Source organism: Streptomyces sp. NPDC059255 (genome assembly GCF_042752355.1).
GTDB lineage: Bacteria > Actinomycetota > Actinomycetes > Streptomycetales > Streptomycetaceae > Streptomyces.
This window is the reverse complement of the sequence record NZ_JBHYZP010000023.1, coordinates 30927-50731: the sequence shown is the minus strand read 5'-3', so window position 1 is coordinate 50731 and position 19805 is coordinate 30927. Positions and strand designations below refer to the sequence as shown.

15 protein-coding genes are annotated in these 19805 nt (G+C 72.7%); 7 read left to right on the top strand and 8 right to left on the bottom strand.

The annotated features are described in order from the left end of the window. The first annotated feature begins 111 nt into the window (after positions 1-111). The gene (dxs, locus tag ACFXKG_RS24590) at positions 112-2019 is read left to right on the top strand and encodes a 1-deoxy-D-xylulose-5-phosphate synthase (protein ID WP_384843215.1); all 1908 of its coding nucleotides are present in this window, start codon (positions 112-114) and stop codon (positions 2017-2019) included. Between the two features lie 173 nt (positions 2020-2192). Then, entirely contained in the window at positions 2193-3692 is a 1500-nt protein-coding gene (locus ACFXKG_RS24585) for an amino acid permease (protein ID WP_384842960.1), read from the top strand. Between the two features lie 44 nt (positions 3693-3736). Here ACFXKG_RS24585 and ACFXKG_RS24580 read toward each other — a convergent pair whose 3' ends face one another. Beyond that, complete coding sequence (locus ACFXKG_RS24580) at positions 3737-4126, bottom strand: NTP pyrophosphohydrolase (RefSeq protein WP_384843212.1); 390 nt, start codon at positions 4124-4126, stop codon at positions 3737-3739. A gap of 135 nt (positions 4127-4261) precedes the next feature. On the opposite strand from ACFXKG_RS24580, the gene ACFXKG_RS24575 reads away from it, so the two are divergent. Next, a complete protein-coding gene (locus tag ACFXKG_RS24575) occupies positions 4262-5353 on the top strand; it encodes a hypothetical protein (protein ID WP_384842957.1) in 1092 nt (363 codons plus the stop codon). Between the two features lie 108 nt (positions 5354-5461). Here the strand turns inward: ACFXKG_RS24575 and ACFXKG_RS24570 are convergent, their stop codons facing one another. From ACFXKG_RS24570 to ACFXKG_RS24550, 5 genes are all read right to left on the bottom strand, one after another. Next, positions 5462-7588, bottom strand: coding sequence for a 3-hydroxyacyl-CoA dehydrogenase NAD-binding domain-containing protein (locus ACFXKG_RS24570; RefSeq protein ID WP_384842954.1), 2127 nt, complete (start codon positions 7586-7588; stop codon positions 5462-5464). Continuing rightward, positions 7585-8805, bottom strand: coding sequence for a thiolase family protein (locus ACFXKG_RS24565; RefSeq protein ID WP_384842952.1), 1221 nt, complete (start codon positions 8803-8805; stop codon positions 7585-7587). The genes ACFXKG_RS24570 and ACFXKG_RS24565 overlap by 4 nt, the downstream gene beginning before the upstream one ends. Before the next feature lie 120 nt (positions 8806-8925). Next, complete coding sequence (locus ACFXKG_RS24560) at positions 8926-10221, bottom strand: HRDC domain-containing protein (RefSeq protein ID WP_384842949.1); 1296 nt, start codon at positions 10219-10221, stop codon at positions 8926-8928. A gap of 106 nt (positions 10222-10327) precedes the next feature. Then, positions 10328-10987, bottom strand: coding sequence for a response regulator transcription factor (locus ACFXKG_RS24555; RefSeq protein WP_329823583.1), 660 nt, complete (start codon positions 10985-10987; stop codon positions 10328-10330). A gap of 382 nt (positions 10988-11369) precedes the next feature. Beyond that, on the bottom strand, positions 11370-12068 hold the full coding sequence (locus tag ACFXKG_RS24550) for a DUF3000 domain-containing protein (protein WP_384842945.1): 699 nt from the start codon (positions 12066-12068) through the stop codon (positions 11370-11372). Positions 12069-12159: 91 nt separating this feature from the next. Between ACFXKG_RS24550 and hemE the strand changes: the two genes are divergently transcribed. Then, complete coding sequence (hemE, locus tag ACFXKG_RS24545) at positions 12160-13224, top strand: uroporphyrinogen decarboxylase (protein WP_384842942.1); 1065 nt, start codon at positions 12160-12162, stop codon at positions 13222-13224. A gap of 89 nt (positions 13225-13313) precedes the next feature. Here the strand turns inward: hemE and ACFXKG_RS24540 are convergent, their stop codons facing one another. Together ACFXKG_RS24540 and ACFXKG_RS24535 are read right to left on the bottom strand one after the other, a co-directional pair. Beyond that, on the bottom strand, positions 13314-14693 hold the full coding sequence (locus ACFXKG_RS24540; RefSeq protein WP_384842939.1) for an FAD-dependent oxidoreductase: 1380 nt from the start codon (positions 14691-14693) through the stop codon (positions 13314-13316). Between the two features lie 75 nt (positions 14694-14768). After that, complete coding sequence (locus ACFXKG_RS24535; RefSeq protein WP_384842937.1) at positions 14769-15725, bottom strand: DUF4349 domain-containing protein; 957 nt, start codon at positions 15723-15725, stop codon at positions 14769-14771. A gap of 161 nt (positions 15726-15886) precedes the next feature. On the opposite strand from ACFXKG_RS24535, the gene hemG reads away from it, so the two are divergent. The 3 genes from hemG to ACFXKG_RS24520 all read left to right on the top strand — a co-directional run bounded on the left by hemG (position 15887) and on the right by ACFXKG_RS24520 (position 19771). Next, positions 15887-17332, top strand: a complete 1446-nt coding sequence (gene hemG, locus ACFXKG_RS24530) for a protoporphyrinogen oxidase (RefSeq protein WP_384842934.1) — start codon at positions 15887-15889, stop codon at positions 17330-17332. A gap of 4 nt (positions 17333-17336) precedes the next feature. After that, complete coding sequence (hemQ, locus tag ACFXKG_RS24525) at positions 17337-18053, top strand: hydrogen peroxide-dependent heme synthase (protein WP_384842931.1); 717 nt, start codon at positions 17337-17339, stop codon at positions 18051-18053. A gap of 419 nt (positions 18054-18472) precedes the next feature. After that, on the top strand, positions 18473-19771 hold the full coding sequence (locus ACFXKG_RS24520) for an alginate lyase family protein (protein WP_384842928.1): 1299 nt from the start codon (positions 18473-18475) through the stop codon (positions 19769-19771). Positions 19772-19805: the final 34 nt, after the last annotated feature.

Below are 19805 nucleotides of genomic sequence, written 5' to 3'. Positions count from 1 at the left end.
AACGGGTGACGCACAACGCACCGCCCGGCGTCCACCCGCCCGAGTGGAACATTAGACTCGGCTGATCGGCAGGGCTCGACGGCTCATACACGCAAGGAGGCACGGGTGGCGATGCTGACCCGCATCAGGGGACCGCGCGATCTGGACCGGCTCGGCCCGGAGCAGCTCCAGGAGCTGGCCGGCGAGATCCGGTCCTTTCTCGTGGACGCGGTCTCCAAGACCGGCGGCCACCTCGGCCCCAACCTCGGGGTCGTCGAGCTGACCATCGCCCTGCACCGTGTCTACGACTCCCCGCAGGACAAGGTCCTGTTCGACACGGGCCACCAGTCGTACGTGCACAAACTGCTCACGGGACGTCAGGACTTCTCGAAGCTGCGGAGCAAGGACGGCCTCTCCGGCTACCCGTCCCGCGCCGAGTCCGACCACGACATCATCGAGAACTCCCACGCCTCCACCGTCCTCGGCTGGGCCGACGGCCTCGCCAAGGCCAACGAGGTCCTGAAGAAGGACGACCACGTCGTCGCCGTGATCGGGGACGGCGCCCTCACCGGCGGCATGGCCTGGGAGGCGCTCAACAACATCGCCGCCGCCAAGGACCGCCCGCTCGTCATCGTCGTCAACGACAACGAGCGGTCGTACGCGCCGACCATCGGCGGCCTCGCCAACCACCTGGCGACCCTGCGCACCACCGACGGCTACGAGCGCTTCCTGGCCCGGGGCAAGGACCTCCTGGAGCGCACCCCGGTCGTCGGCCGCCCCCTGTACGACACGCTGCACGGCGCCAAGAAGGGCCTCAAGGACTTCATCGCCCCGCAGGGCATGTTCGAGGACCTCGGCCTCAAGTACGTCGGCCCGATCGACGGCCACGACATCGAGGCCCTGGAGTCCGCGCTGGTGCGCGCCAAGCGCTTCGGCGGCCCGGTCATCGTGCACTGCATCACGGAGAAGGGCCGCGGTTACGAGCCGGCCGAGCAGGACGAGGCCGACCACTTCCACGGCATCGGCCCCATCCACCCCGACACCGGGCTGCCCATCGCCGCCGGCGGCATGGACTGGACCTCGGTCTTCGGCGAGGAGATGGTCAAGCTCGGCCACGAGCGCGAGGACATCGTCGCGATCACCGCGGCCATGCTCCAGCCGGTCGGCCTGGAGAAGTTCGCGAAGGCGTTCCCCGACCGCGTCTACGACGTCGGCATCGCCGAGCAGCACGGCGCGGTCTCCGCGGCGGGCCTCGCCACCGGCGGGGTGCACCCGGTGTTCGCCCTCTACGCGACCTTCCTCAACCGCGCCTTCGACCAGGTCCTGATGGACGTCGCCCTGCACCGCTGTGGAGTGACGTTTGTTCTCGACCGGGCCGGCGTCACCGGCACCGACGGCGCCTCGCACAACGGCATGTGGGACATGTCGATGCTCCAGTGCGTGCCGGGCCTGCGGATCGCCGCCCCGCGCGACGCCGACCAGGTACGCGCCCAGCTCCGCGAGGCCGTCGCGGTCGAGGACGCCCCGACCGTGGTCCGCTACTCCAAGGGCGCCGTCGGCCCGGCCGTCGCGGCCCTCGGCCGGATCGGCGGCATGGACGTGCTGCGCAGGCCCGAGGAGGGGCCGGCCGACGTGCTGCTCGTCTCCGTCGGCGCGCTCGCCCCGATGTGCCTGGAGATCGCGGGCCTGCTCGACCGGCAGGGCATCACCACGACGGTCGTCGACCCCCGCTGGGTCAAGCCGGTGGACGAGGCCCTCGCCCCGCTCGCCGAGCAGCACCGCGTCGTCGTCACCGTCGAGGACAACGGCCGCGTCGGCGGCGTCGGCTCGGCCGTCGCGCAGGCGCTGCGGGACGCCGGGGTCGACGTACCGCTGCGCGACTTCGGCATTCCGCCGCGCTTCCTCGACCACGCCTCCCGCAAGGAGGTCATGGCCGAGATCGGGCTGACCGCGCCGGACATCGCCCGTCAGGTCACCGGTCTGGTGGCGAAGCTCGACGGGCGGCTGGCCGGCGCGTCCGCCGAGGTCGCCCGCGACTGACGTTCCCTCCAGCGACCGGATCCGACCGCGCCGGATGGCGCGGATGGGCCGTTCCGACCACCCGTCCAGGGCGGTCGGAACGGCCCATCTGTGTGAATTGTGCCGATACCGGGTATTCGGGGCCCGCAACCTCTCGATTATTGCCGGATGAACGCGCACACGGAGGTACGCCGGTGAGTACGCAACAGGATCCGGGACCGGTCCAAAGCGGTCTTTTCCGTACAAAGAACGTAGAGCAGTCGATCCGCGACACCGAAGAACCCGAGTACGCGCTCAGGAAGACCCTCTCCGCGCTCGACCTGACGGTCTTCGGCGTCGGAGTGATCATCGGCACCGGCATCTTCGTCCTGACGGGCGTCGTCGCCCGGCAGACCGCCGGCCCCGCCACCGCCCTCGGCTTCGTCGTCGCGGGCATCGTCTGCGCCCTGGCCGCGCTCTGCTACGCCGAGTTCGCCTCGACCGTGCCGGTCGCCGGATCCGCGTACACCTTCTCGTACGCCTCCCTCGGTGAACTCCCCGCCTGGATCATCGGCTGGGACCTCGTCCTCGAACTCGCCCTCGGCTGCGCGGTCGTCGCCGTCGGCTGGTCCGGATACGTACGCTCCCTGCTCGGCAACGCCGGGGCGAGCCTGCCCGACTACCTCTCCGGCACCCAGAACGGGAAATTCGGCTTCGACCTCCTGGCCTTCCTGCTCGTTCTCGCCCTGACCGCGATCCTCGTCGCCGGGGTGAAGCTCTCCTCGCGGATCACCGGCATCATCGTCGCCGTCAAGGTCACCGTCGTCCTGATCGTGATCGTCGTCGGCGCCTTCTTCATCACCGGCTCCAACTACAAGCCGTTCATCCCGCCGGCCGAGGAGACCTCCGCCGGCAGCGGTCTCGCGGCGCCGATCATCCAGCTCATGGCCGGGTACACGCCCACCAACTTCGGCGTCATGGGGATCTTCACCGCGGCGGCCGTCGTCTTCTTCGCCTTCATCGGCTTCGACATCGTCGCCACCGCCGCCGAGGAGACCCGCAACCCGCAGCGCGACGTGCCCCGCGGCATCCTCGGCTCGCTCTTCATCTGCACCGTGCTCTACGTCGCCGTGTCCCTCGTCGTCACCGGCATGCAGCACTACACCCAACTCTCCGTGGACGCCCCGCTCGCCGACGCCTTCAAGTCCGTCGGCCACCCCTTCTGGGCCGGCCTGATCAGCTTCGGCGCGGCGGTCGGACTCACCTCGGTCTGCATGATCCTGCTGCTCGGCCAGACCCGGGTGTTCTTCGCGATGAGCCGGGACGGACTGCTGCCGAGGACCTTCTCCCACGTCCACCCGAAGTTCGGCACGCCCTACCGCTCCACCCTCCTCCTCGGGGTGCTCGTCGCGATCGTCGCGGGCTTCACCTCCATCGAGGAGCTGGCCGAACTCGTCAACATCGGCACCCTGTTCGCCTTCATCGTGGTCGCGCTCGGCGTCATCATCCTGCGCCGTACGCGCCCCGACCTGCCGCGCGCCTTCCGCGCCCCGCTGGTGCCCTGGGTGCCGATCGCGTCCGTACTGGCCTCCCTGTGGCTGATGCTCAACCTGCCCGCCGAGACCTGGCTGCGCTTCGGCATCTGGATGGTCATCGGCTGCGTCGTCTACTTCGTGTACGGCCGGACGCACAGCCGCATCAACACGCCCCGCTGACCCCGCCGGGCGCCCGCGGGCCCGCCCCGGTGGGCCCGCGGACGCTACGCGGGCTCGTCCGGCGGCTCCCGTACGGTCCTCGGCCCCGCGCAGCGCGCACCGTACGCCGCGACGCGCAGCCGCAGTTCCCGGTCGGCGGTGACCACGAGGCAGTCGACCCCGTCCCGCGCCGCCCCCGCCGCCAGCTCCACGATCCGGTCGTCCCCGCTGCCGGCCGCCGGCTCGACCCGTACGCCCGGCACCGACTCCACGCCCCGGGCCGCGCCCTCCACGACGAGGACGACCTCGACGGGGCCCGGCTGCCCGGCCACCCCGTCCGCCGCCAACGGCACCAGGGAGTCGCGCAGCCGCTCGGTGGCCCCGCGCCGGTCGCGCCACCACCCGTCGGGCACGGAACCGACCACGTTCGCCGCGTCGACGATCAGCTTGTTCAGCACCTTCGCAGCGTGCCACAGTCACCCGCCCGTCAGCCGCCGGGCGCCCCGGGTGACTCCCCGAACCTCCGCCGCATACCCCCGCGTACTATCGTTGTCCGGGATTTCTCGCACTCGGGGAGGTGGCGGCAGGCCATGGGACCGCACCGCACCCCGGCCGAGCCGCCCGCGGACTCCGCGCTCCCTCCGGTCACCGGCTGGCTGCTGCGCGGCAAGGACGGCAGGCTGACGGCGTACGCGCCCACCCCGGGCGGAGTCCTCCGCTGGACCGAGACCAGGACCGGCGGCCCGGAGTGGTCGGGGCCCGAGTCGCTGCCCCTCGCCGGGCTCCTGCCGTACACGGCGGTCGCGCAGGGCGCCGACGGCTTCGTCCATCTGCTGGGGGTACGGGACCGGCCGGGCGCCGGCGGAGCCGTCGAGCGCGACCTCGTCCACGCCGTCCAGTTCCAGACGGGCCGGCCGCTGCGGGACTGGCAGTCCGTGGGCAATCCGCACGGCAAGGACCGCGAGAAGGGCGCCCGTATCGGCATGCCCTCCGCCGTCCTGGACACGACGGGTTCGATGCACCTGTTCGTACGCAACGCCAACGGCGGCCTCTCCGCCAAGCACCAGTCGCCCACCGGCCGCTGGCAGCCGTGGGGCGGCGCCAACGCCGCGGACACGACCCTGACCGGCGAGACCTCCGCCGCCGTGACCGACGCTGGGGCCATCGACATCCTCGTCCCCGCCGGGGGCGGCACGGTGCGCTGGCTCCGCGGGACGCCCGACGCGAAACTGGCGCGCGCCGAGGACGAACCCACGGCGTCCGTCGCGCCCGGCACGGTCACCGCCGAGTCCACCGGCGCCGGACGGCTCACCCGCTTCTGGCGCGACGCCGACGACGGCACCGTCCGCGCCTGGCGCCCCGGGATCGCCCCCGTCACCCTCGGCGGCCCCGGCACCGGCCCGCTCGCCCTGCTCCGTACGCCCGTCGACGGGTACGACTGCACGATCCTGGCCGGCCGCGGCCCCGACGGCCGCCTCCGGGTCGCCGCGTACCCCACCGAGGACGAGGACGCGGGCCTGAACTGGACCCCCACCGGCGAACCCTGCGCGGGCGCCCCGGCGCTCGCCCTGGACGGCACGGGCCGGGTGGTCCTGGCCTGCCGCGGACTCGACGGGGCCCTGCGCGTCACCCGGCAGAAGGACGAGACGGGCCTGGCGCTGGAGGCCTGGCGGACGATCTGACGCCACCGGCCCCCGGGAGCCCGTCCGTTTCCGGACACAACGAGCCGAACGGGCCGTACGGAGACTCCCGTACGGCCCGTTCGGCCCGAGCCGGATCAGATCACCGCGTCACGCGGGCACGCTCGCCACGCCCGGCGCCAGGAACGGCTTGCCGTTCACCCGCTCCGAGACGCCCGCGCGGTCCAGGTACGGAGTGACACCGCCCAGGTGGAAGGGCCAGCCCGCGCCCGTGATCAGACACAGGTCGATGTCCTGCGCCTCGGCGACGACGCCCTCGGCCAGCATCAGCCCGATCTCCTGCGCCACCGCGTCCAGGACCCGCTCGCGCGTCTGATCCTCCGTCAGCACGGTGTCGCCCTGCTGCAGCAGCGCCGCGACCTCCGGGTCCAGCTCCGGTACCCCGGAGTCGTACACGTAGAAGCCGCGCTTCCCGGCCTTGACCACCGCGGCCAGGTTCTCGGAGACCGTGAACCGGTCCGGGAACGCGCCGTGCAGCGTCTCGGAGACATGCAGGCCGATCGCCGGGCCGACCAGCTCCAGCAGGACCAGCGGCGACATCGGCAGCCCCAGCGGCTCCACCGCGCGCTCCGCCACCTCGACCGGCGTGCCCTCGTCGATGACGTTCTGGATCTCGCCCATGAAGCGGGTGAGGATCCGGTTGACGACGAACGCGGGCGCGTCCTTCACCAGCACCGCCGTCTTCTTCAGCTTCTTCGCCACCCCGAACGCGGTGGCCAGCGACGCGTCGTCGGTCCGCTCGCCGCGCACGATCTCCAGCAGCGGCAGGATCGCGACCGGGTTGAAGAAGTGGAAGCCGACGACCCGCTCCGGGTTCTTCAGCTTCGAGGCCATCTCGGTGACCGACAGCGACGACGTGTTCGTGGCGAGGATCGCGTGCGCCGGGGCGACCGCCTCGACCTCCGCGAACACCTGCTGCTTGACGCTCATCTCCTCGAACACGGCCTCGATGACGAAGTCCGCGTCCGCGAACCCCTCGGTCTTGTCCAGCACACCGGAGACCAGGCCCTTGAGCCGGTTGGCCTTGTCCTGGTTGATCCGGGACTTCAGCAGCAGCTTGTCGATCTCGCCGTGGACATAGCCCACGCCCTTGTCGATCCGGTCCTGGTCGATGTCGGTCAGCACGACCGGCACCTCCAGACGGCGCAGGAACAGCAGCGCCAGCTGCGAGGCCATCAGCCCCGCGCCCACGACACCCACCTTGGTGACCGGGCGGGCCAGCGACTTGTCCGGTGCGCCGGCCGGCCGCTTGGCGCGCTTCTGCACCAGGTTGAACGCGTAGATCCCCGACCGCAGTTCGCCGCCCATGATCAGGTCGGCGAGGGCCTGGTCCTCCGCGTCGAAGCCGGCCTGGAGGTCGCCGTCCTTCGCCGCCGCGATGATGTCCAGCGCCCGGTACGCGGCGGGGGCCGCCCCGTGCACCTTGGAGTCGGCGACGGAGCGCCCGTGCGCCACGGCCGCGTCCCACGCCTCGCCCCGGTCGATCTCGGGGCGCCCGACGGTCACCTCGCCCTTGAGCACCGACGCCGTCCAGACCAGCGACTGCTCCAGGAAGTCCGCCCCGTCGAACAGCGCGTCCGCGATCCCCAGGTCGTAGACCTGGCCGCCCTTGAGCTGCCTGTTCTGGTTGAGGGAGTTCTCGATGACGACCGAGACCGCGCGCTCCGCGCCGATCAGGTTCGGCAGCAGCGTGCAGCCGCCCCAGCCGGGCACCAGGCCGAGGAAGACCTCGGGCAGCGAGAACGCGGGCAGCGCCGCCGAGACCGTACGGTACGTGCAGTGCAGCCCGATCTCGACGCCGCCGCCCATCGCCGCGCCGTTGTAGTACGCGAAGGTGGGCACCGGCAGTGCGGCGATCCGCTTGAAGACCTCGTGGCCGCCCCGGCCGATCGCGAGCGCGTCCTCGTGGCGCTTCAGCAGCTCCACACCCTTGAGGTCGGCGCCGACCGCGAAGATGAACGGCTTCCCGGTGATCCCGATCCCGACGATCGACCCCTCGGACGCCTCCGCGCCGACCTGGTCGAGCGCGGCGTCCAGGTTCGCCAGCGACTGCGGGCCGAACGTCGTCGGCTTCGTGTGGTCCAGGCCGTTGTCCAGCGTGATGAGCGCGAACCGCCCCGCCCCCGCCGGGAGTTCGAAGTGGCGTACGTGCGCCTGGGTGACGACCTCGCCGGGGAACAGCTCGGCCGCGCCCTTCAGGAGTTCAGCGGTGCTCACTTGGTGCCTCCGTCGAAGTGCGGGTTCTCCCAGATGACCGACGCGCCCATGCCGAAGCCGACGCACATCGTGGTCAGGCCGTACCGGACGTCCGGCCGCGCCTCGAACTGCCGGGCCAGCTGGGTCATCAGCCGCACCCCGGAGGAGGCCAGCGGATGGCCGAAGGCGATCGCGCCGCCGTACTGGTTGACGCGCTCGTCGTCGTCCGCGATGCCGTAGTGGTCGAGGAACGCGAGCACCTGCACCGCGAACGCCTCGTTGATCTCGAAGAGACCGATGTCGGAGATGGAGAGACCCGCCTTGGCGAGGGCCTTCTCGGTCGACGGGATCGGGCCGTACCCCATCACTTCGGGCTCGACCCCGGCGAAGGCGTACGACACGAGCCGCATCCGGACCGGCAGCCCCTGCTCGCGGGCGAAGTCCTCGGCGGCGATCAGCGAGGCGGTGGCGCCGTCGTTCAGCCCCGCCGCGTTGCCCGCGGTGACCCGGCCGTGCGGCCGGAACGGAGTCTTCAGACCGGCGAGCATCTCCAGCGTCGTACCCGGCCGCATCGGCTCGTCGGCGGTGGCCAGGCCCCAGCCGGTCTCGCCGGTCTCCGGGTTCGTCCGGCGGACCGAGATCGGCACCAGGTCCTGCTGGATCGAGCCGTTCGCGTAGGCCTTGGCCGCCTTCTCCTGCGACCGCACCGCGTACTCGTCCGCGCGCGCCTTGGTCAGGTGCGGGAAGCGGTCGTGCAGGTTCTCCGCCGTCATGCCCATGAACAGCGCGGAGTCGTCGACGAGCTTCTCGGAGACGAACCGCGGGTTCGGGTCGACGCCCTCGCCCATCGGGTGCCGGCCCATGTGCTCGACCCCGCCCGCCACGACGACGTCGTACGCGCCGAAGGCGATGGAGCCCGCGGTGGTGGTCACGGCGGTCAGCGCGCCCGCGCACATCCGGTCGACCGAATAACCGGGCACCGACTGCGGCAGCCCCGCGAGGATCCCCGCGGTCCGCCCGAGCGTCAGGCCCTGGTCACCGATCTGCGTGGTCGCGGCGACGGCCACCTCGTCGATCCGCGCCGGGTCGAGGTCCGGGTTGCGGCGCAGCAGCTCCCGGATCGACTTGACGACGAGATCGTCGGCCCGGGTCTCGTGGTACATGCCCTTCGGGCCCGCCTTGCCGAACGGGGTGCGGACGCCGTCGACGAAGACGACATCCCTGACGGTACGAGGCACGATGGCTCTCCTCCAGGGTGCGGGATGGCACTGCGGGGCACGCCGAAAGGCGTGCTTCCACCCCCATGCTACTTACCGGTAACCAAGTTGCCCAGCCCCGTTGTCCTTCCGACCGCGCTCCTAAGCCGCGACCAGCGCTTTCGCCAGGAGGGGGGCCACCAGTTCCACCTGCCACCGGCGGGCGCCGTGGGCGGTCAGGGCCGCCGCCACGTTCTCCACCGTCGGCTCCTTCGGCGGTTCCCAGCAGACCCGGCGGACCGTGTCCGGTGTGATCAGGTTCTCCTGAGGCATGGTGATCCGCTCCGCCAGTTCCGAGACCGCCGCGCGCGCCGCCGAGAGCCGCGCCGCGGCCTCCGGGTCCTTGTCGGCCCAGGAGCGCGGCGGCGGGGGGCCCGTGAGGGGCTGGCCGGGCTGGGGCAGCTCCGTGTCGGGCAGGGCCTTCGCCCGGTCCACCGCCGCCTGCCACTGTTCGAGCTGGCGTCTGCCCATCCGGTGCCCGAACCCGGGAAGGGCCGTCAGCGCCTGCACGGTCGCGGGCAGCGAGAGCGACGCCTCGACGATCGCGGTGTCGCTGAGCACCTTGCCGGGGGAGACATCGCGCCGCTGCGCGACCCGGTCGCGGGTCGTCCACAGTTCCCGTACGACCGCCATCTGCCGGCGGCGCCGCACCTTGTGCATGCCCGACGTGCGGCGCCACGGGTCCTTGCGCGGCGGCGCGGGCGGGGCCGCGGCGATCGCCTCGAACTCCTGGTGCGCCCAGTCGAGCTTGCCCTGCCGTTCCAGCTCCTTCTCCAGGGCGTCCCGCAGATCGACGAGGAGTTCCACGTCGAGCGCGGCGTACCGCAGCCAGGGCTCGGGGAGCGGGCGGGTCGACCAGTCGACGGCGGAGTGGCCCTTCTCCAGCGCGTACCCGAGGACGTTCTCGACCATGGCGCCGAGGCCGACCCGCGGGAAGCCCGCGAGGCGGCCCGCCAGCTCGGTGTCGAAGAGCCGGGTGGGGATCATGCCTATTTCCCGCAGGCAGGGCAGGTCCTGGGTCGCCGCGTGCAGGATCCACTCCGTACCGGAGAGTGCGTCGCCGAGTCCGGAGAGGTCGGGGCAGCCGACCGGGTCGATCAGCGCCGTGCCCGCGCCCTCGCGGCGGAGCTGGACGAGATAGGCGCGCTGACCGTAGCGGTAGCCGGAGGCGCGCTCCGCGTCGACGGCGACGGGTCCGGTGCCCGCGGCGAAGGCGGCGGTCACCTCGGCGAGCGCCGCGTCGGTGGCGACCACCGGTGGAATGCCCTCGCGGGGCTCCAGCAAGGGGATCGGCGCCGATTCGACGTCGTCCGGGGGCAGCGACACCAGCGACTGTCGCCGCGGGCCCCCGGTGGTTCGCAGTGCTGGCTCTGCTGCGGTCTCTTGGGCGTCGGTCACCTGTCAAGGGTATCTGTGAACGGACGGCGCCCGTCGACGGAACGTTCCGTCGACGGGCGGTGGGGGCGAGAAGCGGTCAGTGCTCCTGTCCGGTCGCGTGCCGGGTTCAGTGGATGATTCCGGTACGGAGGGCCACGGCGACCATCCCCGCCCGGTCACCCGTGCCGAGCTTGCGCGCGATGCGGGCGAGGTGGCTCTTGACGGTGAGCGCGGACAGGCCCATGGAGACGCCGATGGCCTTGTTGGACTGGCCTTCGGCGACCAGCCTGAGGACCTCGACCTCGCGGCCCGACAGCTCCCGGTAGCCACCGGGGTGGTTCGGGGCGCCCGGGGGGCGGCGGTGCATCCGCTGCCCGGCGCCCAGCGGGGCGACGCCGGGGCGGCCGGGGTGGCCGATGTTCGTACGGGTGCCGGTGACGACATAGCCCTTGACGCCGCCCGCGAGGGCGTTGCGCACCGCGCCGATGTCGTCGGCGGCGGAGAGGGCGAGGCCGTTGGGCCAGCCCGCCGCCCGGGTCTCGGACAGCAGGGTCAGCCCGGATCCGTCGGGCAGGTGGACGTCGGCAACGCAGATGTCGCGCGGGTTGCCGACGCGGGGGCGGGCCTCCGCGATGGACGACGCCTCGATGACGTCACGTACTCCAAGGGCCCACAGGTGGCGGGTGACGGTGGAGCGGACGCGTGGGTCGGCCACGACGACCATGGCCGTCGGCTTGTTCGGGCGGTAGGCGACCAGGCTTGCGGGCTGCTCAAGGAGAACGGACACCAGGCCTCCTGGGGAAGGTGCGGGACGGGGCCGGCTGCGGGGGGTGAAGCCGGGGCGAACCGTGTGTGAAGGGTCATTGACCTCTTCGGCAGCAATCCCGCTCGCCTTTAGAGAATGATCACGAATTAGTGAGTAACAATTCGGGCAATTCGGATGCGTGATCGATCATCCTACGAGTGGTCCCCCGGACGGGGGAGCGCGGGGGACGTGGTGTGGCGGAGTGGTGAAGGCGCGTGCGGAGGGAGCGCGGAGGTGGGGGCACGGAGACGCGGCGTGCGACGGGAGCGCGGAGGCGGGCGCGCGGTGCCGTCGCCGGGGTGGCCGGGCGGTGCGGTCAGGGGGAGGGGGGTGAAGTGGGGGCGCGACGGGGTGTGAGGGGGCGTCAGGAGACCTGGGGGCCCCGTCGCTGGGGCAGCGACACCACGCCCGCCCCCATCGTGTCTCCTGTGCTCCCCGTGGTCCCCGCGTTCTGCGGCCCGCCCGCGCCCGGCGGCAGACCCGCGACCTGGCAGAGCAGATCGCACCACGCGCCCAGGTGCGCCGCCGCGTCGGGCCCGCCGAGGCTCTCGCGCGGGGTCCAGGACGCCCGGATCTCGATCTGCGTCGCCGGCCTGCGCTCCGCGAGCCCCCCGAAGTAGTGCGACCCGGCCCGGGTGACCGTGCCGCTCGCCTCCTCGTACGACAGACCGCGCGCCTCCAGCGCCCCCGTCAGCCACGACCAGCACACCTCGGGGAGCAGCGGGTCGGCGGCCATCTCCGGCTCCAGCTCCGCCCGTACGAGCGTGACCAGCCGGAAGGTGCCCTGCCAGGCGTCGTGCCCGGCCGGGTCGTGGAGCAGGATCAGCCGGCCGTCGGCCAGATCGTCGTCGCCGTCGACCGCCGCCGCCTCCAGGGCGTACGCGTACGGCGCGAGCCGCTTCGGCGGCGGTGTCGGGTCGATCTCGACGCCGGGGCGCGGTCGCGCCGTCCGCAGCGCGTCGACCGCGGAACGGAACGCGGACGGGACGCAATCGTCCTCCCCGCCGTCCGTTCCCCCGGTGCCGTTGGAATGATCGGAAAACTGTCCCTGAGCCGCAGCCATGCGGGGAAGAGTAGGCGGAACGCGCGTCTCGCGCAGGGAGGGACACCCGGCCCGGGCCGGCGGCTTCCCCGTACATGGGAAGATTCTGTACGTGAGCGCCAACGAACGCCCCCCGGGCCAGCAGACGAAGACGTACGAATCGGCCTTCCTGAAGGCATGCCGACGGGAGCCGGTGCCGCACACACCGGTCTGGTTCATGCGCCAGGCGGGGCGTTCGCTGCCCGAGTACCTGAAGGTCCGCGAGGGCATCCCGATGCTGGAATCGTGCATGCGGCCCGAGTTGGTCACCGAGATCACGCTGCAGCCGGTACGGCGCCACAAGGTCGACGCCGCGATCTACTTCAGCGACATCGTCGTCCCCCTCAAGGCCATCGGCCTCGACCTGGACATCAAGCCGGGCGTCGGCCCCGTCGTCGCCGAGCCGATCCGCACCCGCGGCGACCTGGCCCGGCTGCGCGACCTCACGCCCGACGACGTCGCCTACGTCACCGAGGCCATCGGGATGCTCACGGGGGAGCTGGGATCCACCCCGCTCATCGGGTTCGCCGGGGCGCCCTTCACGCTCGCCAGCTATCTCGTGGAGGGCGGTCCGTCCCGCAACCACGAGCACACCAAGGCCATGATGTACGGCGACCCGGAGCTCTGGGCCGACCTGCTGGACCGGCTCGCCGAGATCACCGCGGCCTTCCTCAAGGTGCAGATCGAGGCGGGCGCGAGCGCCGTCCAGCTCTTCGACTCGTGGGTGGGCGCCCTGGCCCCCGCCGACTACCGCCGCTCCGTGCTGCCCGCCTCCGCGAAGGTCTTCGACGCCGTCGCGTCGTACGGCGTGCCCCGCATCCACTTCGGTGTCGGTACGGGCGAACTGCTCGGCCTGATGGGCGAGGCCGGCGCCGACGTCGTGGGCGTGGACTGGCGCGTCCCGCTGGACGAGGCGGCCCGCCGCGTCGGCCCCGGCAAGGCGCTCCAGGGCAACCTCGACCCGGCCGTCCTCTTCGCCCCCACCCCGGCGGTGGAGACCAAGGCCCGCGAGGTGCTCGACGCGGCGGCCGGGCTCGAAGGCCATGTCTTCAACCTGGGCCACGGCGTGCTGCCGAGCATGGACCCGGACTCACTGACCAGGCTCGTCGACTACGTGCACACGCAGACCGCTCGCTGATTGGCCGAAACCCGCTGGTGACGCGGGGACGAATCGCCCCCGGGCGGGGGTGATTCGTCCCGCTCGGCGCCCCCGCCGCCGTCGGTGGTTCACCAGCCCGCCGCCCGGACCGCCGTCGTCGCCTTGCGCGCGGCGACGAGGATGGGGTCCCAGACGGGCGAGAAGGGCGGTGCGTACCCCAGGTCCAGCGTGGTCATCCGCTCCACCGTCATCCCGGCGGTCAGCGCCACCGCCGCGATGTCGACGCGCTTCGCCGCCCCCTCCCGGCCGACGATCTGCACCCCCAGCAGCCGCCCGGTACGGCGCTCCGCGAGCATCTTCACCGTCATCAGCGCCGCGCCCGGGTAGTAGCCCGCGCTGTGGGTCGACTCGATCGTCGCACTCACGAACTGGAGCCCCGCCCTGCGGGCGTCCTTCTCGCGCAGCCCCGTCCGCGCGATCTCCAGGTCGCAGACCTTGCTGACGGCCGTGCCCACCACGCCGGGGAAGACGGCGTAGCCGCCGCTCACGTTCGCCCCGATGATCTGGCCGTGCTTGTTCGCGTGCGTGCCCAGCGCGATGTGGCGGGTGGCGCCGGAGACCAGGTCGAGGACCTCCACGCAGTCACCGCCCGCCCAGACGTTCTCGTGGCCGCGCACCCGCATCGACAGGTCGGTGAGCAGCCCGCCGTGCGGTCCGACGGGCAGCCCGGCGGCGCGGGCGAGGGTGGTCTCCGGCTCGACCCCGATGCCCAGGACGACGACGTCCGCCGGATACTCGGCGTCCGCCGTGGCCACCGCCCGCACCCGGCCGTCCGCGCCGGTGCGGATCGCGGTCACCTCCGCGCCGGCCACGGTGGTGATGCCCAGCCCGTCCATCGCCCCGTGGACCAGCCGCCCCATGTCCGGGTCGAGGGTCGCCATCGGCTGCTCGTCCCGGTGCAGAACGGTGACCTCGTACCCCCGCTTCAGCAGCGCCTCGGCCATCTCCACGCCGATGTACCCGGCGCCGACGACGACCGCGTGCCCGCCCGTCGTCGCGGCGAGGGTGTCCAGCAGCGCCTGGCCGTCGTCGAGGGTCTGCACCCCGTGCACGCCCGGCGCGTCGATCCCGGGCAGCGCGGGGCGTACGGGGCGGGCGCCCGTCGCGACGACCAGCTGGTCGAAGCCGGTCCAGTCCTCGGTCCCGGCGTCCAGGTCGCGGGTGCGTACCCGCTGCCCCGCCAGGTCGATCTCCACGGCCTCCGTGCGGGTCCGCAGCCCGATGTCCCGGGCCCGGTGCTCCTCGGGCGTCCGGGCGATCAGCGCGTCCCGGTCCGTGACATCGCCGCCCACCCAGTACGGGATGCCGCACGCGGAGTACGAGGTGAAATGGCCGCGCTCGAACGCGACGATCTCCAGCTCGTCCGGGCCCCGGCCCCTGCGGGCCGCCGACGCGGCGGACATGCCCGCCGCGTCGCCCCCGATGACCACCATGCGCTGCGCCGCCATTGCGCGTCCCTCCGGTCGGTGTGCGCGTCGTTCGCGCGGTCCTGCCGGGAGGGAACGCTACGCGGGCGGGTCCGGTCAGTCCTCCTCGCGTCCCCGCTCGGCGGATTCGGCGGCGTGCGCCGGGTCCGCGGGCCCGGCCGCCGGCGCCGCCGCGGGCAGCAGCCGGCGCACCAGGCGCCAGAGCAGGAAGAGCGCGCCGAGCACGGCGGCGAACGGCAGCACCGCGCCGAGGACCACCCCGATCCACCGCAGCGTCGCGAGGAGCGCGTCCCAGCCGCCGCCCAGCGCGTCCAGGAACCCCGGATCCTCCGCCTTCCTCTCCTTCTCCACGGGCTGGTTCTCGAAGAGCTCCAGCGTGATCGTGGCCAGAGTGGTGCGGTCCTTGAGCGACGCCTGCTGGGCGAGGAGTGCCTCCAGCGCCGACTGACGGCTGCTCAACTCCCCTTCCAGCGCCACCACATCGCTCAGCTTCGTGGCCCGGTCCATCAACTCCCGTACGCGCGCCACGCTCACCCGCTGCGAGGCGATCCGGCTCTCCACGTCCACGACCTGGTCGGTGACGTCCTCGGCCTTCGCCTTGCGCGCCAGCAGCGTTCCGGTGCCCGCCAGTTCGGACAGCACCGCGTCGTAGGACGCCCCCGGGACCCGGAGCACGATCCGCGAGGTCACCCCGCTGTCCTCGTCCCGCTCCGTGACCTCGTCCTGCACCAGCCCCCCGGCGTTCCCGGCCGCCGTCCGCGCCGTGGCGAGCGCCTTGCGCGCGTCCTCGACCCGTACGGTCAGCTCGGCGGTGCGGATCACATGGACCCCGGCGGGCGTGCCGCTCCTCCCGTCCTCGCCCTGGGCGCCGGGGGCCGCCGTCCCGCCGGGCGCAGCCGCGTCACCGGCCTCCGTGCCGGCCCCGTCCGCCTGGCCGCCCCGCTCGCCGGCGGGCCGGGAGACGGCCTTCGAGGCCGTGTCCTGCGTACCGCCCGCGCTGCATCCGGCGAGCGCGAGCGAAGCGGTGAGCAGTGCCGCCGCGAGTGCGGGCATCGTACGCATGGTCCCCCCAGGGATTCGTTTGTCGTCGCGGGTTCGACGTGTGGGGCGCCTGTGCGGGTTGCTCTTCCACGGCCTCGAAGCGGTCACGGTCAGGACTCGTTCAGGACGGGACACGTGACGGGCCGAGGGAACACGTTTGAGAGAGTGGAGACATGGAGTCGAGCGCGCAGCACGTGGACACGCACACCGGCCATGTCGTCGTCATCGGGGGCGGCATCGCCGGTCTCGCCGCCGCCCACCGGCTGCTGGGCGCCGGCGTCCGGGTCACCCTGCTGGAGGCCACCGGCCGGCTCGGCGGCAAGCTGCGCACGGGCGAGATCGAGGGCGCCCCCGTCGACCTCGGCGCCGAGTCCATGCTCGCCCGCAGACCCGAGGGCGTCGGCCTCGCCGAGGAGGTCGGGCTCGGCGCGCTGCTCCAGCCGCCCACCGCCACCACCGCCTCCGTCTGGACACGGGGCGCGCTGCGGCCCATGCCCAAGGGCCATGTGATGGGCGTGCCCGGCGACCCCGCCGCCCTCTCCGGACTCCTCTCCGACGAGGGGCTCGCCCGGCTCGCCCGCGAACCGGAGCTGCCCCCCACCGAGGTCGGCGACGACGTGGCGATCGGCGCGTACGTGGCGGAGCGGCTCGGCCGCGAGGTCGTCGACCGGCTGGTCGAACCGCTGCTCGGCGGGGTCTACGCGGGCGACGCGTACCGCATCTCCATGAAGGCGGCCGTCCCGCAGCTCTTCGACGCCATTCGGAGCCACGCGTCGCTGCTGGCCGGCGTCCGCGACATCCAGGAGCGGGCCGCCGCGGGAACGCGGCCCGGCGGCGCCGTCTTCGCGGGCATCGAGGGCGGCGTGGGCCGCCTCCCGGGCGCCGTCGCGGACGCCGTACGGGCCGGGGGCGGCGAGATCAGGACGGAGACCCCCGTCCTCGCGCTGGTCCGGACGGCGGAGGGCTGGCATATCCGTACCGACCGGGAGACCCTGGCCGCCGACGGCGTGGTCCTCGCCACCCCCGCGTGGTCCGCCGCCGCCCTGCTCGCCGACGAGTCACCGGCCGCCTCCGCCGAACTCGCCACCGTCGAGTACGCGTCGATGGCCCTGGTGACGATGGCCTTCCGGCGCGCCGACACCGCCGCCCTGCCCGACCGCAGCGGCTTTCTCGTCCCGCCCGTCGACGGCCACACCATCAAGGCGTCGACCTTCTCCACCCGCAAGTGGGGATGGGTCGACCGGGCCGCGCCCGGCCTGTTCCTGCTGCGCACCTCGATCGGGCGGTACGGCGAGGAGGAGCAGCTCCAGCGCGAGGACTCCGAACTCCTCGACGTCTCCCTGCGCGACCTCCGCGAGGCGACCGGTCTCACGGCCCGTCCCGTCGCCCACGAAGTGACCCGCTGGACCGCCGGACTGCCCCAGTACCCGGTGGGCCACCAGGCCAGGGTCGCCCGCGTCCGCGACGCCCTCGCCAAGCTCCCCGGGCTGCGCGTGTGCGGCGCGGCGTACGACGGCGTCGGGATCCCCGCCTGCGTCGCGAGCGCCCGGCGCGCCGCCGACGAGATCATCGCCACGTCGACCCTGGCGCCGGGCACCGATCGGGGCGCGGGAGAATAGCCCCATGACTGCTTCTCCCGAGAAGGCCCCGAACGCGGGCAAGAAGGCCAAGGACCTCAACGAGGTCATCCGCTACACCCTGTGGTCCGTCTTCAGGCTGCGCGATGTCCTGCCGGAGGACCGCACCGGTTACGCGGACGAGGTCCAGGAGCTGTTCGACCAGCTCGGGACGGAGGACGTCACCGTACGGGGCGCGTACGACGTGTCCGGGCTGCGTGCCGACGCCGACGTCATGATCTGGTGGCACGCCGAGACCTCGGACGCACTGCAGGACGCGTACAACCGCTTCCGGCGCACCCGGCTCGGCCGCGCGCTGGAGCCGGTCTGGTCGAACATGGCGCTGCACCGCCCCGCCGAGTTCAACAAGTCGCACGTGCCGGCCTTCCTGGCCGACGAGACGCCCCGCGACTACGTGAGCGTCTACCCCTTCGTCCGCAGCTACGACTGGTACCTGCTGCCCGACGAGGACCGCCGTAGGATGCTCGCGGACCACGGCAAGATGGCGCGCGGCTACCCTGACGTACGCGCCAACACCGTGGCGTCCTTCTCGCTCGGCGACTACGAGTGGGTCCTGGCCTTCGAGGCCGACGAGCTGTACCGCATCGTCGACCTGATGCGTCATCTGCGCGCGTCCGAGGCGCGGCTGTACGTGCGGGAAGAGGTCCCGTTCTACACGGGCCGCCGCAAGTCGGTCGCGGATCTCGTGGCAGGGTTGGCGTGACGGTATGACGTGGTGGCCGGGTCCGTGACCGTACGGACCGGGCCGCCCCACCCGGAAGATCAGACGGCCGGCGGCAGTCTCCTGCTGCGCGCACGGCCCGTCCAGCGACACCGGGTTCGGCTCCGGGTTCCCATCGGCCGCCGGCCTGCGGAAACGCGGTGGACGGGGAAGAATCCTGTTCTTCCCCGTCCCCGCCCGTTCCGCCCCGGTCGCGGCCGATGGAACCCGGGTCGGTGTTCCGCCCCTTGAACGCGGCCCCCTCCGCCCATGACGCGCCCCACGGCCGGGCGTCAGGCCGGGCCTGCGGCCGGGCGGACAACTTCCTTGTTCTGCACGCCTGTTGTCAGCACTCCCCGTCGCCTCTACGCTCGCACGGTCTTGTTCGTGAATCGTGTTCACATACATGATGGGAGTGTTCGATGAACGGAACTCCTCAGTCGCGTCCGGCAGCCGTGTTGTCCTCGATGATCGTCGCCCTCACCACCCTCGCCGCGGTGCTCGCCCCGACCGCGTCCGCCGCCGCCACGGAGAGCGGGACGCGCGCCGCCCCGGCGACCGTGGTGATCGACGGCAAGCGGATGCGGCAGGCCCGCGCCGCCCTCGACCGCGGTGACCCCGCGCTCCGCAAGGCCGTCACCTCCCTGACCGCGCAGGCGGATTCCTGGCTCGGGAAGGGGCCGTGGACCGTCACCGACAAGCCGAGGCCGGCCCCCGGCGGCGACCCGCACGACTACCTGAGCCAGGCTCCGTACTGGTGGCCCTCACAGCCGAAGACCGCGGACAACCCCTGGGGCTGTCCGTACGTCCAGCGCGACGGCGAACGCAACCCGGAGATCGACACAGGCACCGACCGGCCCGAGCTGAGCAAGGTGGTCGGCTCCGCCACCACGCTCAGCCTCGCGTGGTACTACACCGGCCGGCAGCGGTACGCGGAGCACGCCGCCCGGATCCTGCGCACCTGGTTCCTGGATCCCGCCACCCGGATGAACCCGAACCTGAACCACGGGCAGTTCATCCCGTGCATGTACGAAGGCCGTTCCATCGGCATCATCGACTTCTCCCAGCAGTACACCAGCGTGCTGGACGCCCTCGCCCTCCTCGACACCGGGGCCCCGGGGTGGACCAGGAGCGACCGCGCCGGAATGCGCGCCTGGAACGTGGAGTTCCTGGACTGGCTGGTCAACTCCCCCTTCGGGAAGGAGGAGTCCGCCGCCGAGAACAACCACGGCACCTTCATGGACATGCAGGTCGCCGCCCTCGCCCTCGCCACCGGCGACCGGGCCCTCGCGCGCCGGACCGTCCTCGACGCCCTGACGAAGCGGATCGACGTGCAGATCGCCCCGGACGGCAGCCAGCCCCAGGAACTCGCCCGCACCCGCAGCTGGCACTACTCGACCTTCAACCTGGTCGCGTACGCGCGGCTGGCCGCCACCGGCCGGCAGGTCGGCGTGGACCTCTGGAGGTACGAGGGGCCCCAGGGCCAGAACCTGCGCAAGGCCGTCCGCCAACTGCTGCCGGCGGCCACCGGCGCCGCCCCCTGGCCCCACCCCGAGCTGGAGTTCTACCGCTACGCGGCGACGGACGTCGTCCACGCGGCGGCGGACGCGGGCGACCCGGGGGCCCGCGCGGCGGTCCGGCGTCTGCAACCGCCGCCGGGCGGCGACCTGTGGGCGCTGCGCCCCGGGGCCGAACAGCTCGACGGGCCCCTCTTCCCCTGACGACCGCTGGTGCCGGTCGCCGGATGCCCGCCCG